General features: G+C 37.7%; 11 protein-coding genes and 1 tRNA gene. 7 read left to right on the top strand and 5 right to left on the bottom strand.

Going from position 1 to position 17,130, the window contains the following annotated elements; translation table 11 throughout:
- Positions 1–253: 253 nt before the first annotated feature.
- Positions 254–1,813 (top strand): NAD(P)H-hydrate dehydratase, encoded by a 1,560-nt coding sequence (locus tag JEM65_RS06930; protein ID WP_199598224.1) that lies wholly within the window; start codon positions 254–256, stop codon positions 1,811–1,813.
- A gap of 55 nt (positions 1,814–1,868) precedes the next feature.
- On the opposite strand, the gene JEM65_RS06925 is transcribed toward JEM65_RS06930, so the two are convergent.
- Positions 1,869–2,906: a TlpA disulfide reductase family protein gene (locus tag JEM65_RS06925; protein WP_199598223.1), complete on the bottom strand. Its 1,038-nt coding sequence runs from the start codon at positions 2,904–2,906 to the stop codon at positions 1,869–1,871.
- 124 nt (positions 2,907–3,030) lie between these two features.
- Here JEM65_RS06925 and hutH point away from each other — a divergent pair, with 124 nt between their 5' ends.
- On the top strand, positions 3,031–4,542 hold the full coding sequence (gene hutH, locus JEM65_RS06920) for a histidine ammonia-lyase (RefSeq protein ID WP_199598222.1): 1,512 nt from the start codon (positions 3,031–3,033) through the stop codon (positions 4,540–4,542).
- Positions 4,543–5,175: 633 nt separating this feature from the next.
- Here the strand turns inward: hutH and JEM65_RS06915 are convergent.
- Entirely contained in the window at positions 5,176–5,544 is a 369-nt protein-coding gene (locus JEM65_RS06915) for a hypothetical protein (RefSeq protein ID WP_199598221.1), read from the bottom strand.
- Between the two features lie 89 nt (positions 5,545–5,633).
- A complete protein-coding gene (locus tag JEM65_RS06910) occupies positions 5,634–8,183 on the bottom strand; it encodes an ATP-dependent Clp protease ATP-binding subunit (RefSeq protein ID WP_199598220.1) in 2,550 nt (849 codons plus the stop codon).
- 259 nt (positions 8,184–8,442) lie between these two features.
- On the opposite strand from JEM65_RS06910, the gene gyrA reads away from it, so the two are divergent.
- Positions 8,443–11,022: a DNA gyrase subunit A gene (gene gyrA, locus JEM65_RS06905; protein ID WP_199598219.1), complete on the top strand. Its 2,580-nt coding sequence runs from the start codon at positions 8,443–8,445 to the stop codon at positions 11,020–11,022.
- A gap of 35 nt (positions 11,023–11,057) precedes the next feature.
- Positions 11,058–12,329 (top strand): tetratricopeptide repeat protein, encoded by a 1,272-nt coding sequence (locus JEM65_RS06900; protein WP_199598218.1) that lies wholly within the window; start codon positions 11,058–11,060, stop codon positions 12,327–12,329.
- Positions 12,330–12,381: 52 nt separating this feature from the next.
- Here JEM65_RS06900 and JEM65_RS06895 read toward each other — a convergent pair whose 3' ends face one another.
- Both JEM65_RS06895 and JEM65_RS06890 read right to left on the bottom strand, forming a co-directional pair.
- Positions 12,382–13,131 carry a C40 family peptidase gene (locus JEM65_RS06895; protein WP_199598217.1) on the bottom strand — a complete coding sequence of 250 codons (750 nt, stop codon included), beginning with the start codon at positions 13,129–13,131 and terminating at the stop codon, positions 12,382–12,384.
- A 113-nt stretch (positions 13,132–13,244) separates the two neighbouring features.
- Positions 13,245–14,423, bottom strand: coding sequence for an acetyl-CoA C-acyltransferase (locus JEM65_RS06890; protein WP_199598216.1), 1,179 nt, complete (start codon positions 14,421–14,423; stop codon positions 13,245–13,247).
- Between the two features lie 130 nt (positions 14,424–14,553).
- Between JEM65_RS06890 and JEM65_RS06885 the strand changes: the two genes are divergently transcribed.
- The 3 genes from JEM65_RS06885 (at position 14,554) to JEM65_RS23055 (ending at position 17,040) form a co-directional block, all read left to right on the top strand.
- Entirely contained in the window at positions 14,554–16,599 is a 2,046-nt protein-coding gene (locus JEM65_RS06885; protein ID WP_199598215.1) for an HD family phosphohydrolase, read from the top strand.
- A gap of 94 nt (positions 16,600–16,693) precedes the next feature.
- A tRNA-Ser gene (locus tag JEM65_RS06880) sits at positions 16,694–16,780 on the top strand.
- A 125-nt stretch (positions 16,781–16,905) separates the two neighbouring features.
- Positions 16,906–17,040, top strand: a complete 135-nt coding sequence (locus JEM65_RS23055; protein ID WP_199598214.1) for a GIY-YIG nuclease family protein — start codon at positions 16,906–16,908, stop codon at positions 17,038–17,040.
- Positions 17,041–17,130 lie beyond the last annotated feature (90 nt).

The following is a 17,130-nucleotide window of genomic DNA, read 5'->3' as shown; positions in this document are numbered from 1 at the left end:
AATAATAACATGAGATGGAAAAGATATGACGAGATAAAATATAAGATTAACCCCAAGGGGTAATTCTAATAATAGACGTAGTGCCTTCAGAAGAAATAAAGATGCTAAAAACGTTTTTAATGTGTTGTAAAGTATACATATCTTGGTCTATACCTTTCAAATGTATTATTTTTACTTTAATAAAAAAATTTACCATCAACTTTTGGAGGCAAAAGCCCCATTATTAAATATATCATAAAAAAAGACTCTTAAAATGAAGATATTCTCAAAGGAACAAATTTATAAAGGCGATCAAATCACGGCAAAAAAACAGAAAATTAGTTCTACTGACTTAATGGAGCGCGCGGGGATACAAATCTTCAATTGGGTCCATCAGCGGATGCAAGGCGCGCAAGTACCTATTCATGTGTTTTGCGGTATAGGCAATAATGGAGGCGATGGGTTAGTGGTGGCAAGGCACTTAATCATTTACGGTTATAATGTGCATACTTATGTGGTTAATTGTAGTGACAAACGGACCGAAGATTTTTTGGTGAATTATGATCTTATCAAACAAACCACTAAAAAATGGCCGATCATGTTGAATTGTGAAGCTGATTTTCCCGCCATTGGTCCCGACGACATTATTGTAGATGCTGTTTTTGGAATTGGGCTAAACAGGCCGCCCAATGAATGGGTAAAGGGTCTTTTTCAGTACTTTAGAGCCTCAAAAGCCTTCACCTTAGCTATTGATCTTCCATCAGGACTGTACCCAGATAAAGTTCCCGAAGATGAAAATGGTGTGGTTTGGGCAGATTACACCCTGAGTTTTCAATCGCCAAAACTAGTGTTTTTCCTTCCTCAAACCTCAAAATACACTATGCAGTGGGAAGCGTTAGATATAGACATTGATCCTGAGTTTTTGCAAAAAACAGAAACTGAAGTGGAGTTGATGGGTAAATTGGAAATGCTTCCCATTTATCAGCCGAGAGAGAAGTTTTCGAACAAAGGAACTTATGGCCACGCCTTGATTATTGGTGGCAGTTATGGCAAAATAGGAGCCGTAATGCTTTCAGGTAGAGCGGCATTGGCATCGGGTTCTGGTTTGGTAACTACATTTACCCCAAAATGTGGTTATATCCCTTTGCAAACGGCTTTTCCTGAAGCGATGACTATCACAGATTCAGACGATGAGAAAATTACAGCAATCAAATTTGATATAGAACCTACTGTCATTGCAATTGGCATGGGGATGGGTACCCATAAAGACACACACCTTGCGCTTCAGGAATTTTTAAAAGGCAATACAGCACCATTGGTTATAGATGCTGATGCTCTCAATATATTATCAAAACACAAGAGTGACCTCAAATTATTAAAACCACAAACCGTTTTAACGCCACATCCAAAGGAGTTGGAACGACTTATTGGCAAATGGAAGGATGATTTTGACAAGCTGAAAAAAGCGAAAGCGTTCTCCAAAAAATATAAGAGTATTCTTGTGATTAAAGGCGCCCATACTATTACAGTGTTTGAAAATAAATTGTATGTCAACTCTACAGGCAACCCCGGATTGGCAACTGGCGGTACCGGCGATGTGCTTACAGGAATTATCACCGGACTTATCTGTCAAGGGTATGAACCCTTAACAGCCAGTATTTTTGGAGTGTATCTCCATGGGAAATCGGCTGATATTGCCGTAGAAGATTATGGGTATCAAAGTTTGACGGCAAGTCATGTTATTGATTATATGGGCAAAGCATTTCTCAATCTTTTTGAAAAACCACAACTGCCACAAGTCACTAATGATAATGAAGAAGCAAACAAATCTTAAATAAAAAAGCCGCACTTATAACGTGCGGCTTAAATTTTTAGAAGAATTACAACTATTAGATACTTAAGCTATCAAACAATTCTGTAAGTTTTTTACTAGAAGGTCTCGGTGCATTTGCATCAACCACATTGCCATTTGGATCGATAAGAATAAATCTCGGAATTCCGTTGATATTGTAATTTTGCACAAAATCTGACTGCCAGTTTTTATCTGAAAACAATTGAATGCCTCCCAAATCCTGATCTTCAATCATGGTTTTCCACTTTGTTTTGGCTACTTCTAAATCTCCACCACCACTTCTCATGGCATCGTCAATAGAAATGCTTACAAACTGAATATTTTTATCTGCATAGTCTGCTTCAAGTTTCTTCAAAGAAGGAATTTCCGCGATACAAGGACCACACCAAGTTGCCCAAACATCAACATATACATATTTACCTTTCAAATCTTTTAAAGAGGTTGTTCCACCTTTAAAATTTTCGTAATTTTCAAATGTTGGAGAAGGAGAGCCAACGGGAAATTGTTCTCTTATGGCAATGGATTCTGCAAAGTAGTTTTGAAACATATTAAGCATCGGATTCAAATTTGACTTGGCCATATTAGTCACCGTACTATCAATATTTTTATCATGCTCATAAAATGCCAATAATTCTTTTCTGATCTTCTCCATTTCAGTTTTAAGACCTTCTGAGCTTAAGCTGCTCAATTTATCCTGATCCAATAAATCTTTCTCTAATCGCATTTGTTCAATTAAGAAATTATTGTGTTCAGCTCCAGACCCTGAGAACTCCAAGGTTTCTTCAAAGTTTTCTCCATCGGCATTCATCGTCATGTCAAACCCGTTCTTTAAGAAGATTGGCGCAGCAATTGCACCGTTAAAAAAACCAAACACTTCCGGTTGATCTATAGTAAGGGTGTCAGAAAAGTTCCCGTCAGCGTCCAAAGCTATAGTTTTCATCATCGTTCTGTTTCTCAACATAAGAGAATCTCCTGTTTTGTTTGAGATTTTTCCTGAGAAAGTGACATAATTCTTTGGTTCTTCTTTACAAGAAACAATAGTTAAGGCACATAAGAGAATAAATATATTTTTCATTGTTATCAATTTAAGTTGCCAAAAATAAGAGTTTGACGAGACATAAGAGAATCTTTTATTAATTATTAACATTTGTTGCATAATGCAGATGTATTGTTGATTTTTGGGTCTAGAAATGATAATAATGAATTTAGTACACACTATATCTTCAAAGACTTTAGAATTGTCTGAAATCAGCGATATTCTTTTTTACGATAAAAAAATTGAGCTTTCAGAGGGGTCCATTTCTAACATCAACAAATGTAGGGACTATCTCAACAACCGAATGCTTGAGCAGGACGAACCTATTTATGGTATTAATACTGGATTTGGATCGCTATATAATGTAAAAATCTCTAAGGACAACTTAACCCAATTGCAAGAAAACCTGGTCATGTCCCATGCCTGTGGGATGGGAGAACAGGTACCAAATATCATTGTCAAACTGATGTTATTGCTAAAAATCCAATCGTTAAATTATGGGCATAGTGGTGTCCAATTAGATACTGTGCAACGTCTGATCGATTTTTATAACAATGACGTTCTACCTATTATTTTTACCCAAGGCTCTTTAGGCGCTTCTGGAGATCTTGCGCCCTTGGCACATTTGGCATTGCCGCTGATAGGTAAGGGAGATGTGTTTCACGATGGAAAAGTAAAGCCGGCTACAGAGGTTTTGGAGCAGTTTGATTGGAAGCCAATAATCTTATTATCCAAAGAAGGCTTAGCCCTATTAAACGGAACGCAGTTTATGAGTGCATATGGCGTGCATTTACTCCTGAAATCTTATAAGCTCTCTTATCTGGCCGACTTAATTGGCAGTATTTCTCTAGATGCTTTTGATGGTAGAATTGAGCCATTTAATGAATTGGTGCATTTGGTCCGCCCTCATAATGGGCAATTAAAAACGGCGCAACGTGTTCGGGAGTTTTTGGAGGGAAGTCAGTTGATTTCTCAACAAAAACAACATGTTCAAGATCCGTATTCATTTAGATGCATTCCACAAGTACATGGGGCTACTAAGGATACTTTGGAATTTATCCATAAAACCATAAAGACCGAAATCAATTCTGTAACTGATAATCCAAATATCTTTATTGGTGAGAATGAAATTATTTCTGGCGGTAATTTCCACGGGCAGCCATTAGCCTTAGCTCTAGATTATTTAAAGATTGCCATGGCAGAACTTGGAAACATTTCCGAAAGACGTATCTATCAATTAATTTCTGGCTTACGCGGATTACCAACATTCTTAGTGGATAATCCTGGGTTAAATTCCGGATTTATGATTCCGCAATACACTGCCGCTAGTATTGTTAGCGCAAACAAACAATTGGCAACGCCTGCTAGTGTAGATTCTATTGTGTCCTCAAACGGTCAGGAAGATCATGTCAGTATGGGTGCTAATGCTGCAACTCAAGCGTATACCTTAGTATATAATGTAGAAAAGATTTTAGCAATTGAATTGTTGAATGCTTCACAGGCCATTACCTTTAGAAAACCGACAACGTCGTCACCATTAATAGAAGCATTTTTAAATAGTTACCAAAGCGAAGTGCAATTTGTGACTCAAGATTTAATATTTCATGAGCTTATGCAGAAATCGGTGCAGTTTATCACTGACTTTTCAATAGAAAATGAGTTGCTGTTTGATTAATCTTTTACGCAAGCAAGGTCAGTTCGAGTGATTTTTGAGGGACGAGAAAATCGTATCGAGAACCATGCAATAATTGAGATAGATTCTCGGTACAAATTCCACTCATTGCAATCGTAGAATTCACTCGAATTGACAACTATTAAGCAATGTCAGTTCGAGTAATTTTTGAAGGACGAAAAAATCGAATCGACAACCGTGTTATAACTTAGATAGATTCTCGATACAAATTTCACTCATTGCAATCGTAGAATCCACTCGAATTGACAAAGGTTTATCGCAATTGTCAGTTCGAGTGATTTTTGAGGAACGAAAAAAATCGTATCGAGAACCATGCAATAATTGAGATAGATTCTCGGTACAAATTCCACTCATTGCAATCGTAGAATTCACTCGAATTGACAACTATTAAGCAATGTCAGTTCGAGTGATTTTTGAGGGACGAAAAAATTGTATCGAGAACCGTTCAATAATCGAGATAGATTCTCGATACAGATTCCACTCATTACAATCGTGAAATCCACTCGAATTGACAAAGGTTTATCGCAATTGTCAGTTCGAGTGATTTTTGAGGAACGAAAAAATTGTATCGAGAACCGTTCGATAACCTAAAAAATGCTGAAATTTCATATTGAATTAAGCATGAATAGTGGCTTCCGCCCATTGCGTAGCCTCTTCTAAATCGTCAAAGATTTTAAAAGGTTTACTGAAAAATAGCATTTCAACCTCTGCATTGGCCTTGGCCTTAAAATCTTTGGAAACAACCACGAAAGCTCTGAGGTTTTTGATTTTCGAGGTTTTAAAATAGGTGGATGGATCTACAGCGTAAGAATTGACGCGGTGGGTGATATACACAAATTCTTTATTACGAAAATAGGTGTCCACCACATTTATAAGCACAATATTGTGTTTGGGCAACACCGTAACACCCTCATTGATTGTTACAATAACATAGCCCACATAAATTTCAATATCGCAAAAATCGAATTTTAAATGATCAATCATATTTAAAGTTAGAAAATAACTAATTCTAAACAAAAAAAAGCATCTATATAAAATTACAGATGCTTTCTTCTTTGGAGTATTGAAATCTTTTAAGATTTCGTCTCTTTTTCTGGTTTTACAATTGAAATGACCAATTCATTTGTTTTAGAGTCTAAGTCCATGGTAATCGTATCGCCTTCATTAATGTGGGCGGTAATGATTTCTTCGGCCAAAGTGTCTTCAACATATTTCTGGATAGCACGTTTTAAAGGACGGGCACCATATTGCTTATCGAATCCTTTTTCAGCGATATAATCCTTAGCTGCCGAGGTCAGCTTAAGTTCGTATCCTAAATCTTTAATACGAAGGATCAATTGCTCCAATTCAATGTCAATAATCTTATCAATATCTTCTTTTTCTAAAGCATTAAACACCATCACATCATCAATACGGTTTAAAAACTCAGGAGCAAATGCTTTTTTAAGAGCATTTTCAATAATACTTCTAGAATTGTCGCTTGCTTGTGCCACCTTTGCAGCCGTTCCAAACCCAACACCTTGCCCAAAATCTTTCAATTTACGAGCCCCAATATTGGAGGTCATGATGATTATCGTGTTTCTAAAATCAATCTTACGTCCGAGACTGTCTGTTAAATACCCATCATCCAAAACCTGCAACAACATGTTAAAGACATCCGGATGTGCTTTTTCAATCTCATCCAACAACAAAACAGCATATGGCTTTCGTCTGATCTTTTCGGTCAATTGTCCGCCTTCTTCATAACCTACATATCCTGGAGGAGCCCCTACAAGCCTTGAAATGGCAAATTTCTCCATGTATTCGCTCATGTCAATCCTGATCAGGGCATCATCGCTATCAAAAAGCTGTCTAGCCAACACTTTGGCCAACTGCGTTTTACCAACTCCCGTTTGACCCAAAAAGATAAACGACCCAATTGGCTTATTAGGATCTTTAAGTCCCGCACGATTACGCTGAATAGCTTTAACCACCTTAGCAACCGCTTCATCTTGGCCAATAACTTTTCCTTTAATGAGGTCTGGTAATTTAGCCAGTTTATTACTTTCGGTCTGTGCAATTCGATTAACGGGAATCCCAGTCATCATGGACACCACATCAGCAACGTTGTCTTCAGTAACTACCTCCTTATGAAGTTTGGTTTCTTCTTCCCATTTTTCTTGAGCGGTGGCCAGTTCTTTTTCTAAACGTTTTTCATCATCTCGCAATTTGGCAGCTTCTTCATATTTCTGCTTCTTAACTACGGTGTTTTTGGTTTCCTTAACCTCTTCTAACTGCTTTTCGAGCTCTAGAATTTGTTTAGGCACGTTAATATTGGTGATGTGGACTCTTGAGCCCGCTTCATCTAGTGCGTCAATAGCTTTGTCTGGCAAAAAACGCTCCGTCATATACCTATTGGTCAACTTTACACAAGCCTCAATAGCTTCTGGGGTGTAGCGCACATTATGATGTTCTTCATATTTTTCTTTGATGTTTTCCAAAATCTGAATGGTTTCCTCTACCGTAGTAGGTTCTACAATTACTTTTTGGAAACGACGCTCTAAAGCTCCGTCTTTCTCAATATATTGTCTGTACTCATCCAAGGTGGTGGCACCAATACATTGAATTTCGCCTCTGGCTAAAGCAGGTTTGAACATGTTGGACGCATCCAAACTTCCTGTAGCACCACCGGCTCCAACAATGGTATGGATCTCGTCAATAAAAAGAATAATATCATCATTCTTTTCCAACTCATTCATAACGGCTTTCATACGCTCTTCAAACTGTCCTCTGTATTTGGTACCGGCAACTAAACTTGCCAAATCCAAAGTGACCACCCGTTTGTTAAAAAGGATTCTGGACACTTTACGTTTGATGATCCTAAGTGCTAAACCTTCGGCAATGGCCGATTTACCAACACCGGGTTCTCCAATAAGCAATGGGTTATTCTTTTTACGTCTACTCAAAATTTGTGAGACACGTTGTATTTCCTTCTCTCTACCCACAACAGGGTCGAGCTTTCCTTCTTCGGCCATAACCGTTAAATCACGACCAAAATTATCTAGAACAGGTGTTTTTGATTTCTTAGCACCTTTAGCGGTGGATTGACTGAACGGATTTTGCTTTGTTCCATCCTCTTCATTCATGTCATCATCAGAAAACGATTCTGCCTTAGGAGTTTCGGTATAGTCATCATTGTTAGTTATCATAGATTTGAATTGTTCTTTTACGTTATCATAATCCACCTTAAGCTTATTTAAAAGTTTGGTAGTAGGATCATTTTCATTTCTTAAAATGCACAACAACAGGTGTGCTGTATTGATAGCGGTGCTCTGAAATAACTTTGCTTCTAAAAACGTTGTTTTCAATGCACGCTCTGCTTGCCTGGTGAGATGCAAGTTTTTCTTTTCATTTGAGGTTGCGGTATTGCTAAGGTTTGCCGGACTTAAGATTTCCACTTTACGTCGTAAATGGTTTAAATCAATTTCTAGCGCACTTAATATATCAATAGCTTTGCCATTGCCATCTCTTAGCAATCCTAGCATTAAATGTTCTGTTCCAATAAAATCATGTCCCAACCTTAAAGCTTCTTCCTTGCTGTAGGCTATAACATCTTTGACTCTTGGGGAAAAATTATCATCCATAGTAAAATCCTTTCTGCATTAAAAATAGTAAAAACAACTGTATTAGGGCAAAAACTATTCCTTAAATGTTTTATAGTTGCTAAGTGACAAAAAAAACTTCACAATTTCAAAAGAATTGACCAGATACTTATCAAATAAAAAAGATACCGAATTGTTAATAAAAATCACCAAAAAATCATCATTAAAGTGGCATTGCAACTCACAAAATGGTTATCTTAGCACGATTTGAAAACCTACAAAAAATCTAATTAATTTATATATGGCAGAAGGAGAAAAATTGATTCCTATCAACATTGAAGATGAAATGAAATCGGCTTACATTGATTATTCAATGTCGGTCATTGTGTCACGTGCGTTACCGGATGTTAGAGATGGACTAAAACCTGTGCACCGACGTGTGCTTTTTGGCATGCATGAACTTGGTGTAAGATCTAACACAGCTCATAAAAAATCAGCTAGAATTGTTGGTGAGGTCTTGGGTAAATTCCATCCCCACGGAGACACCTCCGTTTATGATGCGATGGTACGTATGGCCCAAGAATGGAGTTTACGTTACATGTTAGTTGATGGTCAGGGGAATTTTGGTTCAGTTGATGGTGATAGTCCGGCAGCAATGCGTTATACAGAAGCACGTATGCGCAAGATTTCTGAGGACATGTTGGCAGATATCGATAAAGAAACTGTAGATCATAAACTTAACTTTGATGATACCTTACAAGAACCAACAGTATTACCAACACGTATTCCTGGACTCTTGGTCAACGGTGCGTCCGGTATTGCAGTAGGAATGGCTACCAATATGCCGCCGCACAATTTAAGTGAAGTTGTAGATGGTATCATTGCTTATATTGACAATCACGATATTGAAATCGATGAATTGATTACGCATATAAAAGCGCCTGATTTCCCTACAGGAGGAACCATCTATGGTTATGATGGGGTTATTGAAGCCTTTAAAACTGGTCGTGGCAGAGTTGTGATGAGAGGAAAAGCGACTATTGAAGAGGTGCAAGGGAAAGAGTCCATTATTGTGACTGAAATTCCTTACCAGGTCAATAAAGCCGACATGATCAAGAAAACGGCTGATTTGGTCAATGAGAAGAAAATAGATGGCATTTCAATGATTCGTGATGAATCAGACAGAAACGGTATGCGTATCGTTTATGTGTTGAAGCGTGATGCCATTCCTAATATTGTATTGAATACGCTTTACAAATACACAGCATTACAGTCGTCTTTTAGCGTCAATAACATTGCCTTGGTTAATGGCCGTCCGCAATTGTTGAATTTGAAAGAGATGATCCATCACTTTGTGGAGCATAGACATGAGGTTGTGGTCAGAAGAACGGTTTATGAACTTCGCAAAGCAGAAGAGCGTGCCCATATTTTAGAAGGTTTAATTATTGCCTCAGATAATATTGATGAAGTAATTGCCTTAATCCGTGCCTCTTCTAATGCAGATGAAGCTCGTGAAAAATTGATCACACGTTTTGAGCTTTCTGAAATTCAGGCCAAAGCTATTGTTGAGATGCGTTTGCGTCAATTGACCGGACTGGAGCAAGACAAATTGCGTTCTGAATACGAAGAGTTAATGAAAACCATTGAAGATTTGAAGGATATTCTTGAAAGAAAAGAACGTCGTATGCAAATCATCAAAGATGAGTTGGCTGTGGTAAAAGATAAGTATGGTGATGAGCGTCGTTCTGTAATTGAATACTCAGGTGGCGATTTAAGTATTGAGGATATGATTCCTGATGAGCAGGTTGTCATTACAATTTCTCATGCAGGTTACATTAAGCGTACGTCATTGACCGAATACAAAACTCAAAATAGAGGTGGGGTAGGACAAAAAGCATCAACCACACGTAATGAAGATTTCTTAGAACATTTATTTGTAGGCACCAACCATCAATACATGTTATTCTTCACCCAAAAAGGAAAATGTTTCTGGATGCGCGTGTATGAAATTCCAGAAGGCAGTAAAACATCTAAAGGTAGAGCCATCCAAAACTTGATCAACATTGAACAAGATGACAAGGTAAAAGCGTTTATTTGTACGCAAGATCTTAAGAATGAAGAGTACATTAACAGCCATTATGTCATTATGGCAACTAAAAATGGTCAAGTTAAAAAAACCTCTTTAGAGCAATATTCCCGTCCAAGAACTAATGGTATTAACGCCATTACTATTAAGGAGGACGATATTTTATTGGAAGCAAAATTAACTACTGGAAACAGTCAGGTGATGTTGGCGCTTAAATCTGGTAAAGCCATTCGTTTTGAAGAAGCAAAAACACGCCCAATGGGTAGAAATGCTTCAGGTGTTAGAGGAATAACTCTAGCCCATCCTAAAGATGAAGTGATCGGCATGGTGACTATTGAAAATCCGTTGGAAGAATCCGTATTGGTTGTCTCTGAAAATGGCTATGGTAAACGTACTTATATTGACGATCCAGAAGATGGTGAAGCAGTGTATAGAATTACAAACAGAGGAGGAAAAGGTGTCAAAACCATTTCTATTACTGAAAAAACAGGAAGTCTTGTGGCCATCAAATCTGTCAGTGATGATAGTGATTTAATGATTATTAATAAATCAGGTATTGCTATTCGTATGGCTGTGGAAAACCTTCGGGTTATGGGGCGTGCTACACAAGGTGTGAAATTGATTAATTTGAAAGGAAATGACTCTATAGCCGCGGTGGCTAAAGTGATGAAAGATGAAGAGGATCCATTAATTGAAGAAGCCTTAAACGATGCTGTTGACAATGATGCTACTGATAGTGAGGACACTAACAACAATGGCACAACTCTTGATAATACAGAAAACGAAAATCAATAATCAATAATTAATCCTTAATATTTAAATAACTAAAAATGAAAAAAGAAGTCACGATCGCTTTCGCACTTTTAGTAGGTTCTTTCACTTTTGCACAAAAGAGCGAGCTAAAAGATGCTGAAAAAGCAATAAAGAAAAGTAATTATGCAGAAGCTAAATCTGCAATAAACGCTGCAGAAGCACTAATTGCCAATGCCGACGATAAAATGAAAGCTAACTTTTACTTTTTAAAAGGACAGGCGCTTTATGCTAACGGTACAGGATCAAGTGCTGACATGGATGCCGCTATGGAAAGTCTTAATATGGTAGAAAAAGTAGAAGGCAGCAATGGTAAATACGCTCAGGATGTTCAGGACATCAAAGAACAAATGTTGTCTTCGTTTTTAACTAACGCAAACGCTGCTTTAGAAAAAAAGAACTATGCGGCATCATCTAGCGGATTTGATAAAGCTTACAGAATGTCAACCAAAGACACCTTGTATCTTTATTATGCAGCTGCAACAGCTGTAAATGGTGAAGATTATGACAATGCGTTAAAATACTACGAAGAACTTAAAGATTTGGGATACGTAGGTATTGAAACAGATTATGTTGCCATTAACAAAGAAACTAGTGAAGAGGAATCATTTCCTTCAAAGAGCTTGATGGACATTTCAGTAAAAGCTGGAACTCACATCAAACCTTCTACGAAACTGACAGAGTCTAAGCAGGCAGAGATTGTTAAAAATATCGCATTGATCTACATGAGTAATGGTGATAATGAGAAAGCTATTGCTGCCATGCAGGAAGCAAGAAAAGCGAATCCGGATGATACTACATTAATTATTTCTGAAGCTAATATGCAATTGCAAATGGGCAACAAGGAAGCGTTTAAAAGTCTTATTGAAGAGGCTTTAGTGAGCGATCCGAACAATCCAGAATTGTTGTTCAACTTAGGAATTGTTTCCGCTGAAGGTGGAGATGCTGAAGCTGCAAAAGGATACTATGAAAAAGCATTGCAGCTTAAACCAGATTATACAGACGTTCATAATAACATGGCGGTTTTAATATTGAGCCAAGAACAAGCACTTATTGAAGAAATGAATGCGCTTGGAAGTTCTGCTGCTGACAATAAGAAATACGATCAGTTAAAGGAACAAAGATCGAAACTGTATGCAGATGCGATTCCGTATTTGGAAACAACACTTAAATTAAGACCGACAGATTTACAAGCTGCTAAAACGTTGGTAAACATTTACAGTGCTTTGGGTGAAACCGAAAAGATGAAAGAAATGAAAGCTAAAGTGGAAGCTTTAGAAGGCGGTCAATAAGACGCTAACAAGTGTAATTTAAAAAGGCTATCTCACAGAGATAGCCTTTTTTTTATATGATTTTTTTAATGACCCTCAGCTTATGGGTGTGCATATTGGTATCTACATTATAAATACCAGAATGGTCCAATCGGTCAATACGCACTTTGCCGTAGGCATGTATAATATAATTGTCTGGCATGATAATGCCAACATGAATAATCTGGCCTTCGTTATCGTCAAAAAACGCCAAATCACCAACCTCGCTTTCTTCTATAAAGCTTAAAGCTTCGCCTTGTTTGGCTTGTTGTGCCACAGCACGAGATAAGGTATAGCCGTTAAGTTTATAAACCATCTGCGTAAAACCTGAAGCATCAATACCAAAAGGTGTTTTTCCACCCCATAAGTAAGGCGCGTTGCGATACAGAAACGCCGTGTCTATAATATTTGATTTTGGCTGGACACCATCTATGGTGTGACCGTCAAAAGAATGATTCAAAAATTCGAGCGGCGCCAAGGAAGATCCTAACGGAATTGTAATCAATTGGTTTTTCGTATCCTGAACAAATTCAAGTAAATCTGCCGAATTCCTAGTTGGCAAATCCACCAAGGACTCATAATCAGATTCAGAAATTTCTAAGTACTGGGTATTGTCAATCCAACCTTCAAATTGATCAGACGTCAACCTGATTTTACTCCATTTTTTTCGACGTTCAACAACTTTAAAAATCTCACCATAAAGTACTTGAGACAACAGCTCAGTAGTATCAGAAGGTTCAATTCTTAAAGGGACGATGCTTAAATTGGCAATTCCGTATGGCATAAAGGTGAAATGGTCTATAGACTATTTTTATGAATTATTGGAGCCTAAATACCCAACAATCTTAAATTATAAAATGTTGTATGAAAAGGTGACCCAATACAAATCGGTCTTTTTTAAGAACGTTCAATTACAATGGCTGAAGCACCACCACCACCATTACAAATGGCTGCGGCTCCAAGCTTAGCATTATTTTGTTCTAAAACATTCAACAATGTTATAATAATTCTCACCCCAGAGCAACCTAATGGATGGCCTAAAGAAACAGCACCTCCATTAACGTTTACATTACTATCATTAAGACCTAAGAGTTTCATATTTGCTAACCCAACCACAGCAAAAGCTTCGTTGAATTCAAAAAAATCAATAGCATCTATTGAAATCCCAGCTTTATCCAATGCTTTTGGTAATGCTTTGGCAGGGGCAGTCGTAAACCATTTTGGTTCTTGTGCTGCATCAGCATAACCTCTAATGGTTGCCAACGGTTTCAATCCAAGTTCGTCAGCTTTTTCTCTACTCATTAAAACAACAGCTCCAGCGCCATCATTAATTGTTGAAGCGTTCGCAGCCGTTACCGTACCATCTTTTGAAAAGGCAGGTCTCAACGACGGAATTTTATCCATCTTCACATTGGTATATTCCTCGTCTTTTGATACCACTACAGCATCGCCACGACGTTGAGGAACTTCAACAGGCACCACTTCATTATCAAATTTTCCTGCATCCCAAGCGGCTGAAGAGCGCTCATAAGATTGAACGGCATACGCATCCTGATCTTCTCTGCTAAATTTATATTCTGTAGCACATGCATCTGCACAAACACCCATGGCATTTTCATCATATGCATCTACCAAACCGTCTTTTTGCATGCCATCAATTAAAGTGGCTGGGCCAAATTTCGTTCCAGTTCTGGCGTGCAAATAATGCGGAATTAAACTCATGTTTTCCATACCACCGGCAACAATAATGTCAGCATCTCCCAAGGCAATTGCTTGGGCAGCTTGCATAACCGCTTTCATGCCAGAGGCACATACTTTATTTATAGTAGTACAGGGTACGGTATCAGGAATGCCAGCATAAATAGCTGCCTGACGTGCAGGGGCTTGTCCTGTTCCTGCCTGTACCACATTACCCATAATCACTTCTTGTACCAAGTCAGGGTTTAGGTTGATTTTATCCAATGCCCCTTTTATGGCAACGGCCCCTAATCTTGGCGCTGTAACTGTAGATAAGGCTCCTAAAAAACTGCCTATTGGAGTTCTTGCTGCTGCTACAATAACGACTTCTTTACTCATTTTAAATGGGTTTTGATTTGATTAACGCAAAATTAAACATTTTTTAATTGATTTCTGAATGAAACCTCACGTTAAAGCCACAAATCCTTTAATATTTTATTACTTTTGAAGGACAATTGAGACGACTTTGATGAAAAACATTATTAACAAGTGGTACAAGAATCATGCACTTATTTACAAAATTCTCCTTTTTATAGGAACTACTTTTTTAATTGTCTATCTCTTTCCTAAAAGTGGCAAATTCAAATATAATTTTGATAAAAATAAACCGTGGCAATCTGAAAACCTCTATGCGCCATTTGATTTTGCCATTCAAAAATCACCAGAAGAATTAGAGAAGGAAAAATCGGCCATTGTAGAAAACAGTGCGGTTTATTTTGATCTCATAGAAGAAGTCAAGGATTTTGTATATGAAGATTACAACAAAAAGTTTAATGCCACCTTTGACGATTCTCTTGGTCGGAAAAAGACGGAGCTTTATAGGATAGGTAAACTTGTATTGGATGAAATCTATAAGAACGGTGTTTTAGAGGAAGATTATAATTATCCTAACGACAAAAACGTCATTTTGTTGAATGGACAAAACCAAATAGCTTCAACTACCTATTCTGAACTTTCTAAAATTGATGCGTTTAGAAAACTCCTGGAGAAGCAATTGGAAGATAAAAACGACTCTAATTTTAGTGCTGTTTTTGTATCTCTCTTTTTCGATTTAATTGAGCCCAATTTAAAGGTCAATAAATCCATAACACAAAATGCATTACAGGAAGAACTTGATAAAATATCAGGAACTCGCGGAAATATAGAACGTGAAACCCTTATCATTTCTAAAGGTGAATTGGTGGAAGGCCATAAATATGATGTTTTAAAATCTCTGGAATCAGAATATGAATCGCAAGTTTGGAATTCGTCCAACTACACTTGGGTGGTTATTTCCTATTCAATTTTAGTGGCCTTGACGCTATTAATGCTGCTTCTGTTTTTAAGAAAATATAGGATAGATGTCTTTTTAGACAACACCAAAGTGACTTTTATATTTTTCAATATTCTTTTAATGGTCTTACTCACAACACTTATTGTTAACTACAATGCCAAGTATGTGTATGTGGTACCTCTGGCTGTACTACCATTAGTATTGAAGGCGTTTTTTGATGCCCGATTGGGCCTGTTTTCACACGTTTTGACCGTGCTGTTATTGGGTTTTATTGTACCCAATAGTTATGAATATATGTTTTTGCAGATTATTGCAGGAATCGTCACCATACTCACCGTTTCAGAATTGTATAAACGTGCCAATCTCTTTATTTCAGTAGGGCAGATTACCCTAATTTATATCATTACCTATTTTGCTTTTTTCGTGATTCACGAAGGCAGCATCATTGATCTGACTTTTGAACCGTTCGGCATGTTTATTTTATGTGGGTTGGCCACACTGTTTGTGCAACCGCTCATTTATATTTACGAAAAACTCTTCGGATTGGTGTCGGACGTGTCACTATTAGAGCTTTCAGATACCAATGCTAAGCTTTTAAAGGAAATGTCCAATAAGGCACCCGGCACATTCCACCACAGCTTAAATGTCGCCAATTTAGCGGAAGCATCAGCCAATGAAATTGGAGCAAATGCCATGTTGGTCAGGGTAGGAGCCCTGTATCATGATATTGGAAAAATGAAAAACCCGACTTACTTTACAGAAAATCAATCAACAGGGATAAATCCGCACGATGAACTGTCTGCTCAGGAAAGTGCCACCATTATTTTTTCACATGTGTTGGACGGGATCGAGATCGCTAAAAAGAACAATTTACCTGATCGGGTGATCGATTTTATAAGGACACATCACGGCACAAGCCTAGTGTATTATTTTTATATGAAGGAGAAAGAAATGGATGATGCCACAGATGCTGCTGATTTCAGGTATCCAGGTCCAAAACCGTTCAGTAAAGAAACTGCAATTTTAATGATGTGTGATAGTGTAGAGGCAGCTTCAAAAAGCTTAAAAAACCCTTCTTCGACAAAAATAAACGATTTTGTTGAGAATATTATTAACAAGCAAATGGAAGACGGGCAGTTTTTAAATGCGAATATCACCTTCAAAGAGATCGAATCCATAAAGAAAATATTAAAAAATAAATTAGCTAACATCTTCCATCTCAGGATAGAATATCCGGAATAAAAAAATTACAGTAAAATTTTTAAAAAATAGTTGCGTTGTTTGAAATGAAGGGCTACATTTGCATCCGCATTTAAGGATGTTCTTTAACACAATAGGAGAGGTGCCTGAGTGGCCGAAAGGACTTGTTTGCTAAACAAGCGTACCCTTGCGGGTACCCGGGGTTCGAATCCCCGTCTCTCCGCAATTTTATTGATAACCATTCGGGGTGTATCACGCTAAGGCGTGACAGGTCTCCGGAAGTTATCGCGCCGTGTGTGGGACGCGGAGGTCGTCACGCTTGAGGCGTGACCACCCAAACTGAAAATTATGGATTATACGGTTTACATATTGTATAGCCAAAAACGTTCAAGATATTATGTCGGTCAAACGGATGATATCGAAAAGAGATTTATAAGACTCAACAAAAGTTTGGTTCCATCAACTAAAACTGGCGCACCGTGAAACTTGGTTTTTACTCAAAAGGTAGACAATAGATCCGAAGCACTAACTTTAGAGAAAAAGATTAAAAAGCGAGGAGCCAAAAGATATATT

The organism is Gelidibacter salicanalis (assembly GCF_016469035.1).
Classification (GTDB): Bacteria; Bacteroidota; Bacteroidia; order Flavobacteriales; family Flavobacteriaceae; genus Gelidibacter; species Gelidibacter salicanalis_A.
The sequence above is the reverse complement of the archived record's forward strand: the minus strand, read 5'-3'. Positions and strand labels throughout refer to the sequence as shown.

Excerpts from the sequence above, each read along its gene's own strand:
- JEM65_RS06925 (WP_199598223.1), bottom strand. The coding sequence starts at position 2,906 with ATGAAAAATATATTTATTCTCTTATGTGCCTTAACTATTGTTTCTTGT.
- JEM65_RS06890 (WP_199598216.1), bottom strand. The coding sequence starts at position 14,423 with ATGAGTAAAGAAGTCGTTATTGTAGCAGCAGCAAGAACTCCAATAGGC.
- JEM65_RS06930 (WP_199598224.1), top strand. The coding sequence starts at position 254 with ATGAAGATATTCTCAAAGGAACAAATTTATAAAGGCGATCAAATCACG.
- JEM65_RS06910 (WP_199598220.1), bottom strand. The coding sequence starts at position 8,183 with ATGGATGATAATTTTTCCCCAAGAGTCAAAGATGTTATAGCCTACAGC.
- JEM65_RS06885 (WP_199598215.1), top strand. The coding sequence starts at position 14,554 with ATGAAAAACATTATTAACAAGTGGTACAAGAATCATGCACTTATTTAC.
- gyrA (WP_199598219.1), top strand. The coding sequence starts at position 8,443 with ATGGCAGAAGGAGAAAAATTGATTCCTATCAACATTGAAGATGAAATG.
- hutH (WP_199598222.1), top strand. The coding sequence starts at position 3,031 with ATGAATTTAGTACACACTATATCTTCAAAGACTTTAGAATTGTCTGAA.
- JEM65_RS06915 (WP_199598221.1), bottom strand. The coding sequence starts at position 5,544 with ATGATTGATCATTTAAAATTCGATTTTTGCGATATTGAAATTTATGTG.
- JEM65_RS06900 (WP_199598218.1), top strand. The coding sequence starts at position 11,058 with ATGAAAAAAGAAGTCACGATCGCTTTCGCACTTTTAGTAGGTTCTTTC.
- JEM65_RS23055 (WP_199598214.1), top strand. The coding sequence starts at position 16,906 with ATGGATTATACGGTTTACATATTGTATAGCCAAAAACGTTCAAGATAT.
- JEM65_RS06895 (WP_199598217.1), bottom strand. The coding sequence starts at position 13,131 with ATGCCATACGGAATTGCCAATTTAAGCATCGTCCCTTTAAGAATTGAA.